The following is a 20,708-nucleotide window of genomic DNA, read 5'->3' as shown; positions in this document are numbered from 1 at the left end:
ATGCGCGGGACCAGCGAACTTGTTATCGCCAGTCAGATGGATGCGGACTTCAACGCCGGCCTTGCGCGCCACCCCGCCGCGCCGACGCTGATCGATATTGGCGACGATGCGCCATGGGCGGCGGCGGTGGAGGCGGACGTCTTGCTCGTGCGGCCTTCGCTATCGTGGCGGCAGTCGGCAGTTCCCCGGCCAGATCCCTGGCCCGGTCGGCTGAGATGGGTCTACAGCACATCGGCAGGCGTGGATTTCTACCCGCCCTGGCTGCTCGACGCGCCATTGGTGACATGCGGGCGCGGCGTCGCGGCCGACGAGATCGCCGATTATGTGATCGCCGCCATCTACGCGCAGGCGAAGAATCTGGAGGCGGTGACCGCACGCTCCCGCGCGCAATGGGTGCACGCGCCGCTGGGCCGGGTGTCGGGGACGACCATCGGCATCATCGGCCTGGGCGCGATCGGCGCGGCGGTGGCGCGACGTGGGCTGGCGCTCGGCGCGCAGGTTGTCGGCGTGCGTCGTTCCGGCGCGCAGGCCGGTGTTGCTGGCGTGCAGCTGGTCGGCGATGTCGCCGATCTGGTGGCGCAGGCCGACCATATCCTGCTGTCGGTGCCGGCGACGCCGCACACGCGCCATCTGGTCGATGATGCGCTGCTGGCGCGGGTCAAGCCCGGCGCGCATCTCATCAACGTCGCGCGCGGATCGGTGGTCGATCAGGCGGCGCTGATCCGGGCGCTGGACGATGGCCGTCTGGGGTTCGCGACGCTCGACGTCACCGATCCCGAACCGCTGCCCGAAGGCCATCCGCTCTACACCCACCCCAGGGTGCGGCTGACGCCGCATGTTTCGAGCAACTATATGCAGGTCCTTCCTCGCCTGCTCGAAAAAATTCACGACGATCTCACCCGCTTCGTCCGGGGGGAGAAGCCGACCGATATCGTCGATCCGGTGCGCGGTTACTAGAACGTCAGGAAATGCGCCCCGCCGCGCATTCCCTGACATATTTCAGAGCGCTGCGACCGTTTCGCGCGCCAGTTCGGCCAGGCGATGCGCGGCATGATCCAGCTTCTCACCGGCACGGCATATGGCCGCGACGCGGGGCAGGGCGGGCAGGCGTTCATCCTCCAGCGCCGTCCCGTCGCTCTGGAACAAATGGGTGCGGCAGGTGATGCCAAGGCCCGCTCCGACCGCCGCCTTGAGCGTTGCGAGATTGGGCGTCTCCACCGCGATCCGCCATTGCAGCCCGGCGTCCTCAAGGGCCCGGATTGCCGCTTCGCGGAACCGGCACGGCTGTTCGAGCACGGCGAGCGGGATGGGATCGCGATCGACCAGCGTAGGTTCGCCATACCAGGCCATCGGCGCGACCGTTATCGCATCCGGATCATTGGGCGCTGCGAAACCGAGCAGAATGTCCAGTTCGCGCCGATCGAGCAGGCCCTGCAATTCCGCCGTCCCGGCGACGCGCGCGAAAATCTGTGCATCGGGATGAAGCTGGGCGAAGCGCGAGAGCATGCCGGTCAGCAGCGTGTCCGCGAAATCCTGCACCATGCCGATCCGCGCGGGACCGACAAAGCGCCCCGCGCTGACGGCCGCGATCGCCTCGTCATGCAGGCTCAGCACCCGGCGGCTATAGTCCAGCAGGACGTCACCCGCCTGCGTCAGATGCAGGCGCCGCCCTTCCCGCAGGAACAGCGACTGCTGCACCAGTTCCTCCAATCGCTTGATCTGGAGGCTGAGCGCCGACTGAGTGACGAACACCTGTTCCGACGCATTCAGCATCGAGCCGGTATCGACGATGGCGACGAAGCTGCGGAGGAGATTGGTAGGCAGGTTGACCGGCACGCGGGGCCTCATTTCAAAAGGGTAAGCCGATCCTTGGCGGAGCGGGCCTGCGCTTATCTCCGGCCCTCATATGTCAATCAAACAAGTTGACATTTGCATCGCTCATAAAAAGCTTTCAGCGGTGATTTTCTCGTTCGGAAATCCCCCAAATAAGGCTGCTGGGACGCTTCGGGGCCGGCACGGCAACCGCGTATAACTTCTGCTTATAAGCGGCCAAGATAAAACTCAATTGATAGAGTAGAGAAATCATGGTGGGTTGGACATTCCTCGGAATATGAGACTCGAACCATGGCCAGTCTGGCACCTTCCATCGGAACCGCGCAGCCCGCCAGGCCGCACAAAACCTCCTTCACCCGGCTGGGCGGCAGGTGGGTTTCGCCCGTCATTCTCCTGATCCTGTGGGAGCTTGGCTCGCGTGCGGGGCTGATCCCCGAGCGGACGCTCGCCGCGCCATCGGCGGTCGTCGGCACATTGTTCGAGATGATAGTCACCGGCGAGCTGCCATCCAATCTGCTGGTGTCGTTCGCGCGGGTGGCGGCGGGGCTTGTGCTGGGGGTCTGTCTCGGCGTGATCTTCGGCCTGGCTGCGGGCCTGTCCCGGACCGGAGAGCTGGCGATCGATCCGCTGATGCAGATCAAGCGGACGATCCCCGCGCTGGCGCTGACGCCGCTGTTCATCATGTGGTTCGGCATCGGCGAAACGCCCAAGGTCGTGCTCATCGCCTTCGCCACCATTTTTCCGGTCTATCTCAACCTGTATAGCGGCATTCGCGGCGTGGACGTCCGCTTGCTGGACGCCGCCAAAAGCTTCGGCCTCACCCGGCGGGAGCAGATATGGCATGTGGTGCTGCCAGCGACGCTGCCTTCGCTGCTGGTCGGGCTGCGCTATGCGCTGTCGATCTCCATCCTCGTCCTCGTCGTCGCGGAACAGATCAACGCGTCGGCGGGTCTTGGCTATCTCATCAACAACGCCCGCGATTTCATGCGAACCGACATCATCGTCGTCTGCCTGATGGTCTACGCCATCCTTGGCCTTGGCGCCGACTGGCTGGTTCGCATCGTGGAAACCCGCGCCCTTGCCTGGCGCCCCAGCCTAGTGGAGCAATAATCATGGACGCACGCCTGGGATTTTCCATCGTCGATTCGGGTCAGGGCGATATCCTGCATGCCGACCCCGTGGTCCGCCTGCGCAATTTCGTCCGCCGCTTTGGCCCGAACACGATCATCGACGGACTGGATCTGGAGATCGCGCCCGGCGAATTCATCGCCCTGCTTGGCCGATCGGGATCGGGCAAGACCACGTTGCTGCGCACGCTCGCGGGGCTGGACGATGCGCGCGGTCAGGATATCACCGTGCCGGGATCGCGCGCGGTGGTGTTTCAGGACGCCCGGCTGCTGCCGTGGAAGCCGGTGTGGAAGAATGTCGCGCTGGGCCTGAAAGGCGGTGACATCAGGGCGCGCAGCGAAGCCGCGCTGAAGGAGGTCGGCCTGGGCCACCGCATCGACGCCTGGCCTCTGACGCTGTCCGGTGGCGAGGCGCAGCGCACCGCGCTTGCCCGCGCGCTGGTGCGCGAGCCGCAACTGCTGCTGCTGGACGAGCCGTTCGCCGCGCTCGACGCGCTCACCCGCTATCGCATGCATGATCTGGTGCTGTCGCTCTGGCGGCGGCATCGCCCGGCGGTGTTGCTCGTGACCCATGATGTCGACGAAGCGATCGCCCTGGCCGATCGTATCCTCGTCCTCGACAGCGGTCGCATCGTCGCGCAGGAGCGGATCACCGCGCCGCGAGGCGACCGGGCGGGCTTCGCGCCGCGCCTGCGCCAGCAATTACTGTCCCAACTGGGCGGTGAAGCGGCTGACGATGCGCGCACGACGCTTGTCCCCGTCGCGCAGGCTGCGGAATGAACGCCGTCGCTCCGATTGCGGGACCGGCGCTGGTCGATACGGCGCGGCTGCGTGGTTTCGTGACCGCGCTGGCCGATCTGGTCGCGTGCACCCGCGACGAGCGGCTTTTGCTGGAAAGCGGCGGCGCGCTGCTCAGCCGATTGATCGCCCGTGACGACTGGCTGCCGGACGACTATGCGCGCCCGAATCCCGATCGCTACCAGCAATATCTGCTCCATTGCGACAGCCGGGAGCGGTTCAGCGTCGTCAGCTTCGTCTGGGGTCCCGGCCAATCGACGCCGATCCATGACCATGGCGTCTGGGGGCTGGTGGGCGTGCTCCGGGGATCGGAACGGGTCGAGCGTTATCGTCGCCTGCCGGAGGGCGGGCTTGAACTGGAGCGCGAGGATATCCTGCGTGAAGGGGAGGTTGACCCCGTTTCGCCGCGCGTCGGCGACATTCATCGCGTCGCCAATGGCCGGGCCGACGCACCGTCGGTCAGCATCCACGTCTATGGCGCCAATATCGGCGCGGTGCAGCGGGCCACCTACGCGGCCGACGGCAGGCGCAAACCCTTTGTTTCTGGCTACGCCAACGCAAGCATCCCCAACCTCTGGGACAGATCGAAAGACGCATGAGCACCATCATTCTCGACCATCATCTCGCCACCCCCGCCGCAATCCGCGCCGCGCTGCTGGCCCGCGACGAGATCGCGCTGATCGACGTGCGCGAGGAACATGATTTCGCGCAGGGCCACCCGCTGTTCGCCGCGCAAATCCCCTTGCGATTGATCGATGCCGAAGCGCGCTGGCGGATTCCCCGGCTCGATACGCCGGTCGTCGTCTATGATGCCGGGGAGGGGCTGGCGCGCAAGGCGGCGGTGCGCCTCTCGGCGCTCGGCTACACCGACGTGCGCGAACTGGAAGGCGGCCTGTCGGGCTGGCGCGACGCCGGCTACGAACTGTTCGAGGACGTCAACAGCTATTCCAAGGCGTTCGGCGAACTGGTCGAACATCATCGCCACACGCCGTCGCTCGCCGCCGAAGAGGTGCAGGCGCTGATCCGGGAGAAAGCGGACATCGCGATCCTCGACGCGCGGCGCTACGAAGAATATAGCACGATGAGCATTCCCACCGGCACCAGCGTGCCCGGCGCGGAACTGGTGCTGCGGGCGCGCACGATCGCGCCCGACCCGGATACGACGATCATCGTCAATTGCGCCGGTCGCACCCGGTCGATCATCGGCACGCAATCGCTGGTCAATGCGGGCCTGCCCAACCGGGTCTATGCGCTGCGCAACGGCACGATCGGATGGACGCTCGCCGGCCAGACGCTGGAGACGGGCCAAGTCCGCGTCGCGCCCGAGGTGGACGACCAGGCGATCGATGAAGCGCGCGCCAACGCCCGCGCGGTCGCTTATCGCGCCGGGGTCAAATGGATCGGCTGGGACGAACTGGCCCATCTGGAAGCGGACGAACGCCGCACCCTCTATCGCTATGACGTGCGCCAGCCGCGTGCTTATGAAGCGGGGCATCTGCCCGGCTTCCGCAATGCGCAGGGCGGCCAGCTGGTGCAGGAAACCGATCATAATGCGCCAGTGCGCGGCGCGCGCATCGTGCTCGCCGACGATGTGGGTCCACGGGCCGACATGACGGCGTCGTGGCTCGCGCAGCTTGGCTGGGAAGTCTATGTGCTCGCCGTCGACTGGTCCGCCGTGACGCTGGAGCAGGGCCATGGCGGCGCGCCCGCGCCGCGCGGCCCCGAAGGACGCTACAAGCGCCCCTATGAGGGCACCGATAATCAGGCCGAAAAAATGCAGGCCTATCTCGACTGGGAATATGGCCTCGTCGCTCAGCTGGAGCGCGACGGCACCCATGGCTTTTACATTATCTGATACGAAGGGAAGCTTTCATGAGCGTCAAGTTCATCGGCTATATCGGCTTTAACAACGACTCCGAAACCCATTCCGCCGTGCGCAGCCGCATATTGGATAAGGCCTATGTCGAGGCTGCGGCGAAGGCGCAGGAGGAGGGCGGTTTCGACCGCGTCCTCATCCCGTTCGGGTCGAACACGCCCGAAAGCCAGATCGTCGCCGCCCACGCCGCCGCGATCACTTCGAAGCTCGGTTTCCTTGTCGCGCATCGGCCCGGTTTCACCCAGCCCACGGTCGCGGCGCGGCAACTCGCGACGCTCGACCAGCTTTCGGGCGGACGGGTGGCGGTGCACATCATCACCGGCGGCGCGGACGAGGAAATGGCGCGCGACGGCGACGGCCATACGGTCAAGGCCGAGCGTTATCAGCGCACCGATGAATATCTCACCATCCTGCGGCAGGAATGGACGCAGGCGCAGCCCTTCGACCATCAGGGCAAATATTACGACATCCGGCAGGCGTTCAGTTCAATCAAGCCCGACAATCTGCCGGTCTTTTTCGGCGGATCGTCGGACGAGGCGATCGAGGTCGCCGGGCGTCATGCCGATGTCTATGCGCTTTGGGGCGAGACGCTGGAGGGCGTGGCCGACACGGTGCGGCAAGTGCGGCGGTCGGCGGCGCGTCATGGCCGCGATCCCGGCTTTTCGCTGTCGCTGCGCCCCGTGATCGCCGATACCGAGGAAGCGGCCTGGAAGCGCGCCGACGAGATCGAGGAACAGGTGCGCGAAAACCGGATCGCCGCCGGCCTTCCCGTCAGCGGCCACCGCCCGGCCAATGCCGGTTCGCTGCGCCTGCTCGACACCGCGCTTGGTGGCCAGCGGCATGATTCGCGGCTGTGGACCGGGGTTGCGGCGCTGACCGGCGCGCAGGGCAATTCGACCGGCCTTGTCGGCACGCCCGAACAGGTGGCCGACGCCATGCTGGAATATTATGATATCGGCATCGATCATTTCCTGATCCGCGGGTTCGATCCACTGGGCGACAGCATCCTCTACGGCCGCGAATTGCTGCCGGTCGTTCATCGCAAGGTGGCCGAGCGTGGCGCCGCCCGCCTTGCGCTCGCGGGCTGATACGGGCCGGGAAGGGCGGCCATCATTGCCTGCGAACAGGTGGTCGCCGCTCGCTATCGGCGCGTCGGCCTGATAGAAGGGAAGCGCGACGTGGCGGATGCTTTCGACACCAGTTTGGCCCAGGGCGGATGATCGCCGCCGCCGACCCTCGCAAGGCCCTTTCTGCCTGCACTGCGGACGGCCGAGTTTTTTGAAGGAGCCCACCCATGGCCACCATTCTTAGAAATGATTCTCTCCATGACGCCGGCATCAGCGAGGCGGAGTGGAAGGTCCGGGTCGATCTGGCCGCCTTCTACCGCTTGTCGGCGCATTATGGCTGGGACGATTTCCTGTTCACCCACATATCCGCGCGCGTGCCGGGGCCGGACCATCATTTCCTGATCAACCCGCTCGGCCTGATGTTCGAGGAAATCACCGCGTCCAGTCTGGTCAAGGTCGACCTCGACGGCAACGTCATCGGCGACAGCGATTACGGCATAAATTATGCCGGTTACGTCATCCATTCCGCCATTCACGGCGCCCGCGAGGATGCGCTGTTCATCGCGCATTTCCACAGCGCCGACGGCGTCGCCGTGTCGGCCCATGCCGAAGGGCTTTTGCCCCTCAACCAGCGCGCGCTCGCGGTCATTCCGCGTCTGTCCTATCATGATTATGAAGGGGTCGCGCTCAATCTCGACGAACGGGAACGGCTGGTCGCGGACCTTGGCGACTCCAAAATCATGCTGCTGCGCAATCATGGCACGCTGGCGCTGGGTCGATCGGTCGGTGAAGCCTGGCTCAACATCTATAATCTGGAATCGGCCTGCACCGTGCAGGTCCGTTCGCTCGGCATCGGCCGCGATCATGTGCTGATCGCGCCGGAAGCGGCACAGGAAGAAGTGCGCCGTCAGATGGAAGGCGGGCGCGTCACGCTGGGCGGCAAGATTTCGATCCATGATCTGGTCTGGCAGGCGGCGCTGCGCCACGCGCAGCGGCATGTTCCGGGTTTCGACGTCTGACGCACGGGACTTGCCGGGAAGGATAATCGCGGTCGGTTCAAATATCTTTGGGCCGTCGGCGGTGGTGCTGTTATCGCGCCTCCGGCCCTAAAGGAGACCCGATGAGCATGAACAGCCGCGCGCCCGCGCATCCGATCGATCCCCTCTTTACCGAGCGCTGGTCGCCCCGCGCCTTCGACGGAGCGGCAATCCCGCAGTCCGATCTCGATTCCATTCTGGAGGCCGCGCGCTGGGCGCCGTCGGCGTTCAACTATCAACCCTGGCGTTTCCTCTATGCCCATCGGGATGGGGCCGAATGGCAGCCTTTTCTCGACCTGTTGCTGCCGTTCAATCAGGGGTGGGCGCAGCATGCCTCGGTCCTGCTGTTCATCCTGTCGGACGGCGTGATGGACAAGGGCGACGGGTCGGAACCCAAGCCGTCGCACAGCCATAGCTTCGATGCGGGCGCCGCCTGGGCGCTGCTCGCCTTGCAGGCGACGCGGCTTGGCTATCATTGCCACGGCATGACCGGCGTGGATATGGATGCGGCCCGCAAGGCGCTGGAGGTGCCGGATCGTTTCCGCATCGAGGCGGCGGTCGCCATCGGCCGGCGCGGGGACGTAGCGATCCTGCCGGACGCTTTGCAGGCGCGCGAGCAGCCGAGCGATCGCAAGCCCATTGCCGACTTCGCGTTCGAAGGCCGATTCGTCCGCTGAACCGCCAAAGCGAGGGGGGCGCATCCACGCCCCCCCCGCGCGTTCAGTAGGAAAAGCGTGCGTTGACGAGCACGGTCGCGGGATCGGCGTAATTTTTATAATAGATGCCGGTCGAAGGGATGTAGACCGACCCGACCGGCTTGTTCGCGCCCAATATATTCTTGCCCTGCAAGGATAGCTGGAAGCGATCGTCGGGCAGGACCCATGTGACGGAGCCGTTCACGAAGGTCTGGCCGGGCACATGATCCTGCGGCCGGTTCAGCGCATTCTGGATAAAGCCGCTCTGATATTGCGCGTTCGCCGACAGCCGCAGCGTGCTCGCCCCGGCGCCGAGAGGCAATTCATAGTTCGCGCCGCCCGACAGCGACCATTTCGGCGCATTGACCAGCGGATTGCCATCCGCGTCGACGCCCGGCCCGCCCGCGCCTTTATAATCGTCATAGACCGCCTTGAGATAGCCGCCCGACGCCTGAATGGAGAAGCGATCGGACAGGCGCAGGTCATTTTCCAGCTCGACGCCCCAGCTATGTGCCTTGCCCGCATTGCCGCGCCGGTTGCCGACATAGACGGGGTCGTAGGACGAGACCTGCAAATCGCGATAATCATTGTAGAACACCGCCAGATTGCTGCGTAGCGCCTTGCCGAACAGGGTCGCTTTCAACCCGCCTTCATAGGTCGACACCTTTTCCGGGTCGAAGGGCAGGGTGGCCAGATCGATCCGGGTCGCGCGATTGTCGAACCCGCCCGATTTGAACCCGCGCGAATAGGTCAGATATTGCAGCAGTTCGGGCGACCATTGCGCCTGCACCGACAATTTCGGGGTCAACGCCTTCCAGGTTTTTTCGGCTTCACCCGCAATGGATTGCGCCACGACATTGCGATTATCGTCGATCACCTTGTTGTCGAACACGAAGCGCTTCTTTTCGATCGTGCCGCGCAGGCCCGCCGTTATGCTGAAGATGTCGTTCGCCTTCCATGTGCCTTCGCCGAACAGGGCGTAGGCGTCGGTATAGGTGATATTATGCGCCCGCTGCCGGTTGATGGCGGAGGTGGGCAGCGGTCCGACCCGGCTGAACCCGTCGCGCTGCACGAAAAACCGCTCGTGCAGATAGAATAGCCCGCTGGTGAACGAAAAATCGCCAAATTCGCCGTTCAGCTGCACCTCCTGGCTAAAGGCCTTGTCATTATAATGAATGACATTCCGCTGGATCAGCGCCGCCTGACCGTCATTGTCATAGGCGACCGGATTGAGGTTGAAGCCGGTATAGGCGGTGATCGACTTGATCGAAAGCTGCGGCGATAGCGTGTAGATCAGGCGCAGTGACCCGCTGGTGGCGTTGAGCGGCTGGACCGGATCGACCTCCGAAAAAGAGCGGCGACGACTGAACCCCCCCGGTTGGACGACCGGGATATAGGCGCGGGTGTCGCTGCGGTCGCGCGTGACGTTGACCGTCAGCAGCGCGTCGAGATTTTCGATGCCGGTAAAGCGCAGCTTGCCGCGCCAGGCATTGAGGTCGATGCGGTTCACATCGCGGCCCAGCGTCGGATCATAGGTCACGCCGTCGCGCGAGCGGTGGATGTAGGCGATGCTGCCCGACAGCCCATCGGCGATCTTGCCGCTGACGAGGGCGCGTCCCTGAACATCGTTGAAGCTGCCATAGCCAAGCTCGGCGGTGACATGCGTCTCCTCGTCCGGCGCGCGGGTAATGATGCGCAGCGCGCCCGCGCTCGAATTGCGGCCATAGAGCGTGCCCTGCGGCCCGCGCAGCAGCTCGATACGCTCCAGATCGACAAATTCGCTCATCGAGGCGATCTGGCGCGGCACATAGACATCATCGACATAGATGGCGATCACCGGCTCCTGAATGGGATCGGCCTCGCCCACGCCGCGCAGGGAAAAGGTCTGCGTCGTGTGGCTGATGGACGTGCGCGCCACGAACAGGTTCGGCACCTGACCCGCCAGGTCGCGCACATTGCTGATATTGCGCTGCGCCAGCGTTTCGGGCGTGAAGGCGGAAATCGCGATGGCGGTTTTTTGGAGGTCTGTCGCGCGCCGTTCGGCCGTGACGATGATCTCGCCACCGCTGTCGGCGGCCGCCTCTGCTGGCGCCAACGCCAGTGCTGATATCTGGGCTTGCGCGCCCGCCGCCGTCAGTCCTGTGGAGAGGACGGCGCTCGCGACGCCCGCCAAAATGCTGTTCTTCATTGCGCTTGAAATTCCCCCTTACTGGTCCCCCGGACACGCAAGCGCGCCCAGGGGTGAATTGCCGAGTAAATCAGTAGAGAAATTGCTCAAGCGAGTTCGGCCAATCGGTCGCACGCCAAACTCATAGATAGCTTGTATCGCCCCGCGCCTTTATACCGTTGACCAGAGGATGCGGCTTGGCCATGCGGCGTCATCGGTTGCCGCATTGGACGGAGCTTCATGAGAATCGTCATCATCGATGACAGCGGGTTGCGAGCGACGGTCCTGGAAGAGGGGCTGCGCGAGGCGGGCTATGACGATATCCATATCGTGCCGCCGCGTGGCGCCTTCGTCGCACGGCTGGAACGGATGGCGCCCGATGTCGTGCTCATGGATCTGGGCAGTCCCAGCCGTGACACGCTGGAGGAGATGCTGACGGTCAGCCGCGCGCTGGCCCGTCCGATCGCGATGTTCGTCGACCAGTCCGACGATACGATGATCGGCGCGGCGATCGACGCGGGGGTCTCCGCCTATGTCGTCGACGGGCTGCGCAAGGAACGGGTCAAACCCGTGCTGGAACTCGCCGTCCGGCGGTTCAACGCCTTCGCGCGCATCCAGTCGGAACTGGACGAAGCGCGCACCGCCCTTTCCGATCGCAAGATCATCGATCGCGCCAAGTCGATCCTGATGAACCAGCGATCCTTGAGCGAACAGGACGCCTATGCGCTGTTGCGATCGAGCGCGATGAATCAGGGCAAGAAGATCGTCGAAGTGGCGCAGGCGCTGATCACCGCCAGCGACCTGCTCGGAGGAGCCTTATGATGACCAGCCTGCGGATCGCCTTCCTGCCGCTGACCGACGCCGCCGTTCTGGCGGTCGCGCGCGAGCGCGGCTTTGCCGAGGAGGAGGGGTTGAGCCTCGACCTCGTCCGCACGACCAGTTGGGCGACGCTGCGCGACCGGCTGGTCTATGGTCAGGTGCAGGCGGCGCATATGCTCGCGCCGCTGGCCGTCGCGGTGACGCTGGGGCTGAGCCAGCAGCCGGCCCCGCTTGCCGCGCCGTTCAAGCTTAACGTCAACGGTAATATGCTGGTCATGGCGAATGATTTCGCCAAGGCGCTGGATCCCGATGTCGCGCGCCGCCTCTCCGATCCGCTGGGCACCGCGCATGATTTCGCCGCCGCGATCGGCCTGTGGCGGCGCAAGCCGGTGATCGGCGTCGTCCACCGCTTTTCCAGCCATGCGATCATGCTGCGTTACTGGCTGGCGAGCGCTGGCGTCGATCCCGATCGCGATGTGATGCTGCGGGTTCTGCCGCCGTCGCTGACGGTGGAGGCCATGCGCGCTGGCGAGATTGACGGCTTCATCGCGGGCGAGCCATGGGGCAGCGCGGCGGTGGATGCGGGCCTTGCCGAGGCCGTGGCGATCGGCGAGCGGATCTGGCGGCGCGGCGTCGAAAAGATCCTGGCCTTTCGCGAAAGCTGGATGGAAGAAAATCCCGACAGCGTCGACCGGCTGCTGCGGGCGCTCGCCCGTGCGGCTTTGTGGTGCGACGATCCGGCGAATCATCACGAGCTGGCGCATCTTCTGTCCCAGCCGCGCTATGTCGATCAGCCGGCCGAACTGATCGCCTGCGCCTTGTCCGGCAATATTCTCGCCCGAGTCGGCGAACCGCTGGTCTCCAATCCCGACTTCATGCTGTTTTCGCGCGAAGCGACGCCCTTTCCCTGGCGCAGCCAAGCGCTGTGGATTTATTCGCAACTCGCGCGCTGGGGCATGGTGGAACATAGCGCGGACAATGCGGCGAAGGCGGGCGGCGTGTTCCGGCCCGACATCTTCCGCCGCGCGCTGGCCGACAGCGCCGTGCCGATGCCGGGCGCGAGCATGAAGCTGGAAGGCGCGGTGGCGGCCCCGCTCGCGGTAGGTTCGCGCCGGGGCGAGCTGACACTCGGCCCGGACAGCTTCTTCGACGGGCGGGTGTTCGACCCGGACCGAATCGAGGCGTTTCTGGAGACGTTCGGCGCGCCGCGTTGAAATCGCGGCGAAAATTGTGCCTTGCAACATGAAGCGATTCGCGAGATGATATAGGCATCGCGCGATGAAGCGCGCTTATCAGGATGCGCTCTCCCAAGGTCGGGACCGCGTGTTCCCACCGAATCAAAGCAGCAAAGCCGCTGACCGGACCATGTGATTGAGCATGGGTCTGGCCTGCGGCTTTTTTTCGTGTCCATTTCCGTCATGGGGAACGCAATATGGCTACCGCTTATTGGGATCGTGAAGGCGAGGCCGCAGGGGCCACGCCCGCGACAAGCTTCTGGAAGGCCGGCCACACGCCGACCCTGATCGCCGCCTTTTTATATTTCGACCTCGCCTTCATGGTGTGGGTGCTGCTCGGGCCGCTCGCGCCCATGATCTCCAAGACGCTGATGCTGACCCCGGCCGAAAAGGGTCTGATGGTCGCCACGCCGACGCTCGCCGGCGCGCTGCTGCGCGTCGTCAACGGCCTGCTGGTCGATCGGATCGGGCCGAAGCGGTCGGGCGCGATCAGCCAGATCATCGTCATCGTCGGCCTGTTCACAGCCTGGATGATGGGCGTCAACAGCTTCGGTGGCACGCTGGCGCTGGGCGTCATTCTGGGCTTTGCCGGGGCCAGCTTCGCGATCGCGCTGCCGCTCGCCAGCCGCTGGTATCCGCCCGAGCATCAGGGCAAGGCGATGGGCCTTGCCGGCATGGGCAATTCGGGCACGGTGCTTGCCTCGCTGTTCGCGCCGATGCTGGCCAAGCTGTTCGGCTGGAACGCGGTGCTGGGCCTTGCCTGCATTCCGCTTTCGATCGTCTTCGTCGCCTATATGCTGATGGCGAAGGACGCGCCCAATGCACCGGCGCCCAAGAAGCTGGTCGATTATTTCGAGCCGCTCAAGCAGGCTGACGCCTGGTGGCTGATGGCCTTCTATGCCGTGACGTTTGGCGGTTTTGTGGGCCTTGCAGCTTCGCTGCCGATCTATTTCACCGACCAGTTCGGCCTGACCCCGATCATCGCGGGCTATTGCACGGCCGCTTGCGTGTTCGCCGGATCGCTGGTGCGGCCGATGGGCGGAGCGCTTGCCGACAAGATCGGCGGGGTCAAGACGCTGACGATGGTCTATCTCGTGGCGGCGCTGGCCCTGTCGGGCGTGGCCTATGCCTCGACGCTGACCGGCGCGCTCGGCTTTTTCGTCCTCGCCATGCTGGCGCTGGGCACTGGCAACGGATCGGTCTTCCAGCTCGTGCCGCAGCGTTTTCAGGCGGAAATCGGCGTCATGACCGGCCTCGTCGGCATGGCAGGCGGCATCGGCGGCTTCTACCTCGCCAGTTCGCTGGGCATCGCCAAGCAACTGACGGGCAGCTTCTCGTCGGGCTTCCTGATCTTTGCCGGTCTTGCCCTGCTGGCGTTGCTCGGCCTGACTTTGGTCAAAGCCCGGTGGCGCGCAAGCTGGAGCACCGGCGCGCGCATCTGAACGGTTGGAGAGGAGGCGGCGGTCCATCGAGGCCGCCGCCCGTTCCATGCCAAAATCTTCGCCGCGACGGCGAAGATTTCGCCTTTTGCAGCCAGCGCGCGGACACAGTCCGTCGCGTAAGTGGCAAAGCTATGCAGGAATCGCTTGAGTGGTCGGGCGATTGTGTTTATGTTGCATTGCAAGAGAGCAAGGGCGCTCTTCTCACATAGCCAAGCCGGTCCAGGGACGGATCGGTGCGGCGCATATGATGGCAAAGCCGCCATCCTGACTTCCGGTTCACGGCCGGAGATCAGGATGGCGGCTTTTTCTTTTTCTGGAGTCACGAGGATGGAATTTCAGGACGGAGTCGATCCGGGAACGGGCAGCGAAGAGACGCTCTTCATACCGTCGGACGATGCGCGCGAGCATCTGGTCGTCGTGGGCAATGGCATGGCCGGGTGCCGCGCCGTCGAGGAATTGCTGGCGCGCGACGCGGGGCGCTATCGCGTCACCATCTTCGGCGCGGAACCGCATGTGAACTATAACCGGATCATGCTGTCTCCGGTGCTGGCCGGCGAAAAAAGCTTCGAGGACATCATCATCAACGACCAGCAATGGTATGGCGATAATGGCATCGATCTCATCACCAGCGACTCGGTGGCGGCGATCGACCGCACGGCCAAGACCGTCACCAGCCAGTCGGGGCGCACGGTCGGCTATGATAAGCTGCTGATCGCGACCGGCTCTGATCCCTTCATCATCCCCGTGCCCGGCAAGGACCTGCCCGGCGTCATCACCTTCCGCGACATGAAGGATGTCGATTCGATGCTGGCCGCCGCGCAAGCGGGCAAGGCGCAGGGCGGCGGCGAGGCGGTGGTGATCGGCGGCGGCCTGCTGGGTCTGGAAGCCGCGCATGGCCTGACGCTGCGCGGCATGAAGGTCACGGTCCTCCACATCATGCCGACGCTGATGGAGCGCCAGCTCGACGAAGCCGCCGCCTGGCTGCTCAAATCCGCGCTGGAAGGCCGGGGCCAGACGGTGCTGACCGGCGCCGACACCGCCGAGATATACGGAGACGGCAAGGTCGAGGGCGTCCGGCTGAAGGATGGCCGCGATATCCCGGCGAGCCTCGTCGTGATGGCGGTGGGTATCCGTCCTTCGGTCTCCCTGGCGCGTGAGGCGGGTCTCGACATCGGCCGGGGCATCAAGGTGGATGACCATATGGTCACCAGCGATCCCAACGTGCTGGCGGTCGGCGAATGCGTCGAGCATGACGGCAATGTCTATGGTCTCGTCGCGCCGCTGTGGGACATGTGCCGCAGCCTCGCTGACGGCCTGACCGATCAGCATTCGGGCTATAAGGGGTCCGTCACATCGACCAAGCTCAAGGTCGCGGGTCTCGACGTGTTTTCCGCCGGTGATTTTTCCGGCGGCGAAGGCTGCGAGGATATCGTGCTGCGCGACGCCTCGCGCGGCGTTTACAAGCGGGTCGTGGTCAAGGACGACAAGGTCATCGGCGCGGTGCTCTATGGCGATACGGCCGATGGCGGCTGGTATTTCGATATGCTGCGGCGCGGCGAGGACATCGGCGAAATCCGCGACCTGCTGATCTTCGGCCAGGCCTTCGCCTCGGGAGGAGGCGCGCTGGACCCTAAGGCGGCCGTTGCGGCGCTCTCGGACGATGCCGAGATTTGCGGCTGCAACGGCGTCAGCAAGGGCCAGGTCGTCGCCTGCATCAATGGCGGTGCGAGCAGCCTCGACGCGGTGCGGGCGGGGTGCAAGGCATCGGCGAGCTGCGGCTCCTGCACTAGCCTCGTCGAAAATCTGTTGGCGGTGGTGCTGGGCGATGATGTCCAGTCCGGTCCCAAGACGATGTGCAAATGCACCAGCTTCGGTCATGACGATGTGCGGCGCGAGATCGTGGCGCAGGGCATGCATTCCATCCCCGAAGTCATGCAGAAGCTGCACTGGACGACGCCCGATGGTTGTTCCTCCTGCCGCCCCGCGCTCAATTACTATCTGCTCTGCGCGTTGCCCGGCGAGTATGTCGACGATCAGCAAAGCCGCTTCGTCAACGAGCGGATGCATGCGAATATCCAGAAGGACGGCACCTATTCGGTGGTCCCGCGCATGTGGGGTGGCCTGACCAACCCGCGCGAACTGCGTGCGATCGCCGATGTGGTCGAGAAATATGATGCGCCGATGGTGAAGGTCACGGGTGGCCAGCGGCTCGATATTTTCGGGATCAAGAAGGAAGATCTGCCCGCCGTCTGGGCTGATCTCAACGCCGCCGGCATGGTGTCGGGCCACGCCTATGGCAAGTCGCTGCGCACGGTGAAAACCTGCGTCGGTTCCGAATGGTGTCGCTTCGGCACGCAGGATTCGACCGGCCTTGGCGTCAAGACCGAGCGGATGACCTGGGGGTCGTGGATGCCGCACAAGTTCAAGATCGCGGTGTCCGGCTGCCCCCGCAATTGCGCGGAGGCGACGATCAAGGATTTCGGCATCGTCTGCGTCGATTCGGGCTATGAACTGCATGTCGGCGGTAATGGCGGCATCCATGTTCGCGCCACCGACTTTCTGTGCAAGGTCGCGACCGAGCAGGAGGCGCTCGATTATTGCGCCGCCTTCACGCAGCTCTATCGCGAGGAAGCCCGCTATCTGGAGCGCACCGCGCCCTGGATCGAACGGGTCGGCGTCGATTATGTGAAGAGCCGCATCGTCGAGGATGAAACCGGCCGCGAAGCGCTGCGCGCCCGCTTCCTCTATTCGCAAAGCTTCAGCCAGGACGACCCGTGGGCCAAGCGCGCTGCGGGCGAGGAAAGCGAACTGCACCAGCATCTGGCCGAAGTGCGGCCCATGGAGTTTGTCGCATGATCCCCAATGACAATGTCGGCCAGTGGCTGGATATCGGCCCGATCGAACAAATCTCCCCCGGTCATGCCCGCACCCTGCCGGTGCGCGGCGGGGAAGAGATCGCGATCTTCCACACGCTCGACAATAACTTCTTCGCGCTGGTCAACAAGTGCCCGCACAAGCAGGGGCCGCTGAGCCAGGGCATCGTCCATGGCAGCGTCGTCACCTGTCCGCTGCACAATTGGAACATCTCGCTCAAGACCGGCAAGGCGCTGGGCAGCGACGAGGGCTGCGTGCCGACCATCCCGTTGAAGGTCGACGCCGGGCGGCTGTTCCTGCTGCGCGAGGCGGTGATCCCGGCCGCGACGAAGGCGGCGGCATGAGCGAGGCCGCGATCCGCACCACCTGCGCCTATTGCGGTGTCGGCTGCGGCATCGCGGCGACGCCGACGGGCGCGCGGTCGGTCGAGATCCGGGGAGACGAGGCGCATCCGGCCAATCGCGGGCGGCTCTGTTCCAAGGGCACGCATCTGGGCGAAACCGTGGGTCTTGAAGGCCGGTTGCTCAGCCCGATGATCGGAGCCAAGCGGGCGAGCTGGGACAAGGCGCTCGATCTGGTGGCGAAGCGCTTTCGCGACACGATTGCCAAGCATGGACCGGACAGCGTCGCCTTCTATGTCTCGGGCCAGTTGCTGACCGAGGATTATTATGTCGCCAACAAGCTGATGAAGGGATTTATCGGCTCGGCCAATATCGACACCAACAGTCGGCTGTGCATGTCGAGCGCGGTGGCGGGGCATAACCGCGCCTTGGGCGAGGATGTCGTGCCGGCGAGCTATGACGATCTGGACGAGGCGGACCTCATCGTGCTGGTCGGGTCGAACACCGCCTGGTGCCATCCGGTCGTCTATCAGCGCATTCAGGCGGCGCGCGAGGCGCGCGGCACGAAGCTGGTCGTCATCGATCCGCGCCGCACCGAAACCTGCGAAGGGGCGGATTTGCATCTGCCGCTCAAGCCCGGCACTGACGTCGCGTTGATGAACGGCCTGCTGGCATGGATGGAGCAGGCGGGCGGTCTCGACCCCGACTTTCTGGCACGGAGCGTGGATGCGCCAGCGGACTTCTGGGAGGGCATTCGCAGCGGCCATGACCTGTGGTCAACGGCGAAAACCTGCGATCTGCCGCCCGCCTTGCTTCAGCAGTTCTTCGAGCTGTTCGCCGCTACGCCCCGCACCGTCACGATGTTCAGTCAGGGCATCAACCAGTCGCTGCGCGGGACCGATCAGGTGAACGCGATCATCAACGTCCATCTCGCCACCGGCCGCATCGGCAAGCCGGGCGCCGCGCCCTTTTCGATCACCGGCCAGCCTAACGCCATGGGCGGGCGCGAGGTTGGTGGCCTGGCCTCCACGCTCGCGGCGCATATGGATTTCGCGCCCGATAATGTGGCGCGCGTCGGCCGCTTCTGGGCCGCGCCCGCCATGGCGACCAAGCCCGGTCTCAAGGCGGTCGATCTGTTCCGGGCGATCGGCGAGGGGCGGATCAAGGCGCTGTGGGTGATGGCCACCAATCCCGCCGTGTCCATGCCCGACGCCGGCCGGGTGCGCGAGGCGCTCGCCGCCTGCCCCTTCGTCGTCGTGTCGGATGTGATGGAGCAGACCGACACCAGCGTCCACGCCCATGTCCGGCTGCCCGCCGCCGCCTGGGGCGAGAAAGACGGCACCGTCACCAACAGCGATCGTACGATCAGCCGCCAGCGCGCGCTGCTGCCGCTGCCGGGAGAGGCGAAGCCCGACTGGTGGATCGTCAAGGAAGTCGGGCGGCGCATGGGCTGGGGCACGGCCTTCGCCTATGCCCGGCCCGCCGATATCTGGCGCGAGCATGCGCGCCTGACCGCTTATCAGAATGACGGCGCGCGGCTGTTCGATCTGCGCACCCATGCGACGATCGGCAATGAAGCCTATGAGGCGATGGAACCGTTCCGGTGGGGCGGCATCCCCTTCGCCGATGGACGCTTCCCGACCGCCAGCGGCAAGGCGAAGCTGGTGCCGGTCACGCAATCCGATGTGCAAAAGCCGCTGCGCGACTGGCCGATGACGCTCAACACCGGCCGCTATCGTGACCAGTGGCATACGATGACGCGCACCGGCCTGTCGCCCAAACTCGCGCGCCATCGCGAGGAGCCGCTGGTGGAACTGCACCCGCAGGATGGGGTGGCGCTGGGCCTTGCCGATGGCGATCTGGCTCGCGTCGCGACGCCGCAGGGCGACAGCCTGTTCCGCGTGCGGCTGGAAGCCGGGCAGCGGCCGGGCGATGCCTTCACCCCGATCCACTGGACGGATCAACAGTCGACGGGCGGGCGTACCGGCCTGCTGCCCCGGCCGCTGGTCGATCCGCATTCGGGCCAGCCCGGCTTCAAGGCGACACCCGCGCGGGTCGACAAGGTCGCGACCGAATGGAAGGGCTTTTTGATTCTGCGCGGCGCGGAGCCGGTTCGCGTCCCCTGTCTGTGGGCGACGCGGATAACGGTGCCGGGCGGCGCGCTGTATGAAATCGCGGGCAATGGCGATCCCGCGCGGCTCGAAGCCTGCCTGCCCAAAGGCGAGCGGGTCGAGGCGATCGACGTAACGCGCGGAACCCGCCGGGTCGCGATCATCGCCGATGGCAAGCTGGCGGGCATTCTTATCGTGACGCGCGACGGGCTTCTCCCTTCGCGCGACTGGCTGATCGAACAGCTTGGGGCGGCGGAGGTCGGTGCGTCGGTGCTGGCCGCGCGCGGGCCGGGGCGGCAGGTCGACAAGGGCGCGATCATCTGCGTCTGCTTCGACATCGGTCTCAACAGCATCGTCGCCGCGATTCGCGAGCAGCAACTGGTCGATGTGCCCGCGATCGGCAAGGCGCTGGGGGCTGGGACCAATTGCGGTTCCTGCCGTCCCGCGCTAGCCAATATCCTCAGCCAGCTTCCCACGGAGACTCTCGATGCAGCCGAATGAGCTTATCGCGCCCGGACAGGTCTGGCTGGTGGGGGCGGGGCCGGGTGACCCGGATCTGTTGACGCGCAAGGCCGAACGGCTGATCGCCGCCGCCGACATTATTTTCTACGATGCGCTGGTCGGCCCCGGCGTGCTGGCCCTCATCCCGGCGGGCGTGGAGCAGGTGAGCGTCGGCAAGCGATCGGGCCGTCATTCCAAACAGCAGGAGAGCATCAACGACCTGTTGCTGGCGGCGGCGCTGGCGGGCCGGCGCGTCGTCCGGCTCAAGGGCGGTGATCCATCGGTATTCGGCCGGTCGGCGGAGGAGATGGATCATCTGCGCGGTGCGGGCGTCGCCGTGCATATCTGCCCCGGCATCACCACAGCCAGCGCGGCGGCGGCGAGTGCGAACGCCTCGCTCACCCTGCGCGGCAAGGCACGGGGCCTCACGCTGGTGACGGCGCATCTGCGGGCGGGCGAACCGTTGAAGCTGGACTGGGACATGCTGGCCCGGCCTGAGGGGACGATCGGCATTTATATGGGCCGCGCGGCGGCGAGTGAAATCGCGCGTTCCCTGATCGGGGCGGGGCGTGACCCGGAAACGCCGGTGCTCGTCGCGGTCAACGTCTCGCTGCCCGGCGAGCGCCTGATCCGGGGTAAATTATCGGGTCTCGCCTTTCTGGTCGCGACGATCAGCGATGACGATCCGACGCTGCTGCTGATCGGTGAAGCGGTCGCCGCAAGCCCCTGTAGGGCGGCGCGGATCGCTACTGAAGCGCAATCCAGATCGTATTTGGCGCGATAAA

At 65.2% G+C, this 20,708-nt stretch carries 17 protein-coding genes; 15 read left to right on the top strand and 2 right to left on the bottom strand.

Annotation, left to right across the window (positions count from 1 at the left end; genetic code table 11):
• Positions 1-957: an NAD(P)-dependent oxidoreductase gene (locus tag ACODSN_RS02095; RefSeq protein WP_489052775.1), complete on the top strand. Its 957-nt coding sequence runs from the start codon at positions 1-3 to the stop codon at positions 955-957.
• Positions 958-999: 42 nt separating this feature from the next.
• Here ACODSN_RS02095 and ACODSN_RS02090 read toward each other — a convergent pair whose 3' ends face one another.
• Complete coding sequence (locus ACODSN_RS02090; protein ID WP_489052773.1) at positions 1,000-1,836, bottom strand: LysR substrate-binding domain-containing protein; 837 nt, start codon at positions 1,834-1,836, stop codon at positions 1,000-1,002.
• Between the two features lie 288 nt (positions 1,837-2,124).
• On the opposite strand from ACODSN_RS02090, the gene ACODSN_RS02085 reads away from it, so the two are divergent.
• The 7 genes from ACODSN_RS02085 to ACODSN_RS02055 all read left to right on the top strand — a co-directional run bounded on the left by ACODSN_RS02085 (position 2,125) and on the right by ACODSN_RS02055 (position 8,415).
• Positions 2,125-2,943, top strand: coding sequence for an ABC transporter permease (locus ACODSN_RS02085; protein ID WP_489052772.1), 819 nt, complete (start codon positions 2,125-2,127; stop codon positions 2,941-2,943).
• A gap of 2 nt (positions 2,944-2,945) precedes the next feature.
• The gene (locus tag ACODSN_RS02080; protein WP_489052770.1) at positions 2,946-3,740 is read left to right on the top strand and encodes an ABC transporter ATP-binding protein; all 795 of its coding nucleotides are present in this window, start codon (positions 2,946-2,948) and stop codon (positions 3,738-3,740) included.
• Positions 3,737-4,357 carry a cysteine dioxygenase family protein gene (locus ACODSN_RS02075; protein ID WP_489052768.1) on the top strand — a complete coding sequence of 207 codons (621 nt, stop codon included), beginning with the start codon at positions 3,737-3,739 and terminating at the stop codon, positions 4,355-4,357. The genes ACODSN_RS02080 and ACODSN_RS02075 overlap by 4 nt, the downstream gene beginning before the upstream one ends.
• Positions 4,354-5,613, top strand: coding sequence for a rhodanese-like domain-containing protein (locus tag ACODSN_RS02070; RefSeq protein ID WP_489052767.1), 1,260 nt, complete (start codon positions 4,354-4,356; stop codon positions 5,611-5,613). Before ACODSN_RS02075 ends, ACODSN_RS02070 begins: the two co-directional genes overlap by 4 nt.
• A 17-nt stretch (positions 5,614-5,630) precedes the next feature.
• Positions 5,631-6,722 carry an LLM class flavin-dependent oxidoreductase gene (locus ACODSN_RS02065; RefSeq protein ID WP_489052765.1) on the top strand — a complete coding sequence of 364 codons (1,092 nt, stop codon included), beginning with the start codon at positions 5,631-5,633 and terminating at the stop codon, positions 6,720-6,722.
• 206 nt (positions 6,723-6,928) lie between these two features.
• Positions 6,929-7,720 (top strand): class II aldolase/adducin family protein, encoded by a 792-nt coding sequence (locus ACODSN_RS02060; RefSeq protein ID WP_489052764.1) that lies wholly within the window; start codon positions 6,929-6,931, stop codon positions 7,718-7,720.
• Positions 7,721-7,821: 101 nt separating this feature from the next.
• On the top strand, positions 7,822-8,415 hold the full coding sequence (locus ACODSN_RS02055) for a nitroreductase family protein (RefSeq protein ID WP_489052763.1): 594 nt from the start codon (positions 7,822-7,824) through the stop codon (positions 8,413-8,415).
• A 43-nt stretch (positions 8,416-8,458) separates the two neighbouring features.
• On the opposite strand, the gene ACODSN_RS02050 is transcribed toward ACODSN_RS02055, so the two are convergent.
• Positions 8,459-10,621: a TonB-dependent receptor gene (locus tag ACODSN_RS02050; protein ID WP_489052761.1), complete on the bottom strand. Its 2,163-nt coding sequence runs from the start codon at positions 10,619-10,621 to the stop codon at positions 8,459-8,461.
• Between the two features lie 219 nt (positions 10,622-10,840).
• Between ACODSN_RS02050 and ACODSN_RS02045 the strand changes: the two genes are divergently transcribed.
• The 7 genes from ACODSN_RS02045 (at position 10,841) to cobA (ending at position 20,707) form a co-directional block, all read left to right on the top strand.
• Entirely contained in the window at positions 10,841-11,422 is a 582-nt protein-coding gene (locus ACODSN_RS02045; protein WP_489052759.1) for an ANTAR domain-containing response regulator, read from the top strand.
• Entirely contained in the window at positions 11,419-12,633 is a 1,215-nt protein-coding gene (locus ACODSN_RS02040) for a CmpA/NrtA family ABC transporter substrate-binding protein (RefSeq protein WP_489052757.1), read from the top strand. The genes ACODSN_RS02045 and ACODSN_RS02040 overlap by 4 nt, the downstream gene beginning before the upstream one ends.
• A 218-nt stretch (positions 12,634-12,851) precedes the next feature.
• Positions 12,852-14,096, top strand: coding sequence for a nitrate/nitrite transporter (locus ACODSN_RS02035; protein ID WP_489052756.1), 1,245 nt, complete (start codon positions 12,852-12,854; stop codon positions 14,094-14,096).
• Positions 14,097-14,423: 327 nt separating this feature from the next.
• Entirely contained in the window at positions 14,424-16,952 is a 2,529-nt protein-coding gene (gene nirB, locus ACODSN_RS02030) for a nitrite reductase large subunit NirB (RefSeq protein WP_489052755.1), read from the top strand.
• Positions 16,949-17,314, top strand: coding sequence for a nitrite reductase small subunit NirD (gene nirD, locus ACODSN_RS02025; protein WP_489052754.1), 366 nt, complete (start codon positions 16,949-16,951; stop codon positions 17,312-17,314). Before nirB ends, nirD begins: the two co-directional genes overlap by 4 nt.
• Positions 17,311-19,923 (top strand): molybdopterin-dependent oxidoreductase, encoded by a 2,613-nt coding sequence (locus ACODSN_RS02020; RefSeq protein WP_489052753.1) that lies wholly within the window; start codon positions 17,311-17,313, stop codon positions 19,921-19,923. Before nirD ends, ACODSN_RS02020 begins: the two co-directional genes overlap by 4 nt.
• Positions 19,910-20,707 carry a uroporphyrinogen-III C-methyltransferase gene (gene cobA / locus ACODSN_RS02015; protein WP_489052752.1) on the top strand — a complete coding sequence of 266 codons (798 nt, stop codon included), beginning with the start codon at positions 19,910-19,912 and terminating at the stop codon, positions 20,705-20,707. The genes ACODSN_RS02020 and cobA overlap by 14 nt, the downstream gene beginning before the upstream one ends.
• Position 20,708 lies beyond the last annotated feature (1 nt).

The sequence above is a fragment of the Sphingobium sp. FG11 genome (genome assembly GCF_057809915.1).
Note: the sequence above shows the minus strand (reverse complement) of the source record. Positions and strands in the feature narration are given on the sequence as shown.

What these genes read in the sequence shown, in the direction of transcription:
- ACODSN_RS02095 (WP_489052775.1), top strand. Translation starts at nt 1, where the DNA reads ATGCGCGGGACCAGCGAACTTGTTATCGCCAGTCAGATGGATGCGGAC.
- ACODSN_RS02085 (WP_489052772.1), top strand. Translation starts at nt 2,125, where the DNA reads ATGGCCAGTCTGGCACCTTCCATCGGAACCGCGCAGCCCGCCAGGCCG.
- ACODSN_RS02080 (WP_489052770.1), top strand. Translation starts at nt 2,946, where the DNA reads ATGGACGCACGCCTGGGATTTTCCATCGTCGATTCGGGTCAGGGCGAT.
- ACODSN_RS02075 (WP_489052768.1), top strand. Translation starts at nt 3,737, where the DNA reads ATGAACGCCGTCGCTCCGATTGCGGGACCGGCGCTGGTCGATACGGCG.
- ACODSN_RS02070 (WP_489052767.1), top strand. Translation starts at nt 4,354, where the DNA reads ATGAGCACCATCATTCTCGACCATCATCTCGCCACCCCCGCCGCAATC.
- ACODSN_RS02065 (WP_489052765.1), top strand. Translation starts at nt 5,631, where the DNA reads ATGAGCGTCAAGTTCATCGGCTATATCGGCTTTAACAACGACTCCGAA.
- ACODSN_RS02060 (WP_489052764.1), top strand. Translation starts at nt 6,929, where the DNA reads ATGGCCACCATTCTTAGAAATGATTCTCTCCATGACGCCGGCATCAGC.
- ACODSN_RS02055 (WP_489052763.1), top strand. Translation starts at nt 7,822, where the DNA reads ATGAGCATGAACAGCCGCGCGCCCGCGCATCCGATCGATCCCCTCTTT.
- ACODSN_RS02050 (WP_489052761.1), bottom strand. Translation starts at nt 10,621, where the DNA reads ATGAAGAACAGCATTTTGGCGGGCGTCGCGAGCGCCGTCCTCTCCACA.
- ACODSN_RS02045 (WP_489052759.1), top strand. Translation starts at nt 10,841, where the DNA reads ATGAGAATCGTCATCATCGATGACAGCGGGTTGCGAGCGACGGTCCTG.
- ACODSN_RS02040 (WP_489052757.1), top strand. Translation starts at nt 11,419, where the DNA reads ATGATGACCAGCCTGCGGATCGCCTTCCTGCCGCTGACCGACGCCGCC.
- ACODSN_RS02035 (WP_489052756.1), top strand. Translation starts at nt 12,852, where the DNA reads ATGGCTACCGCTTATTGGGATCGTGAAGGCGAGGCCGCAGGGGCCACG.
- nirB (WP_489052755.1), top strand. Translation starts at nt 14,424, where the DNA reads ATGGAATTTCAGGACGGAGTCGATCCGGGAACGGGCAGCGAAGAGACG.
- nirD (WP_489052754.1), top strand. Translation starts at nt 16,949, where the DNA reads ATGATCCCCAATGACAATGTCGGCCAGTGGCTGGATATCGGCCCGATC.
- ACODSN_RS02020 (WP_489052753.1), top strand. Translation starts at nt 17,311, where the DNA reads ATGAGCGAGGCCGCGATCCGCACCACCTGCGCCTATTGCGGTGTCGGC.
- cobA (WP_489052752.1), top strand. Translation starts at nt 19,910, where the DNA reads ATGCAGCCGAATGAGCTTATCGCGCCCGGACAGGTCTGGCTGGTGGGG.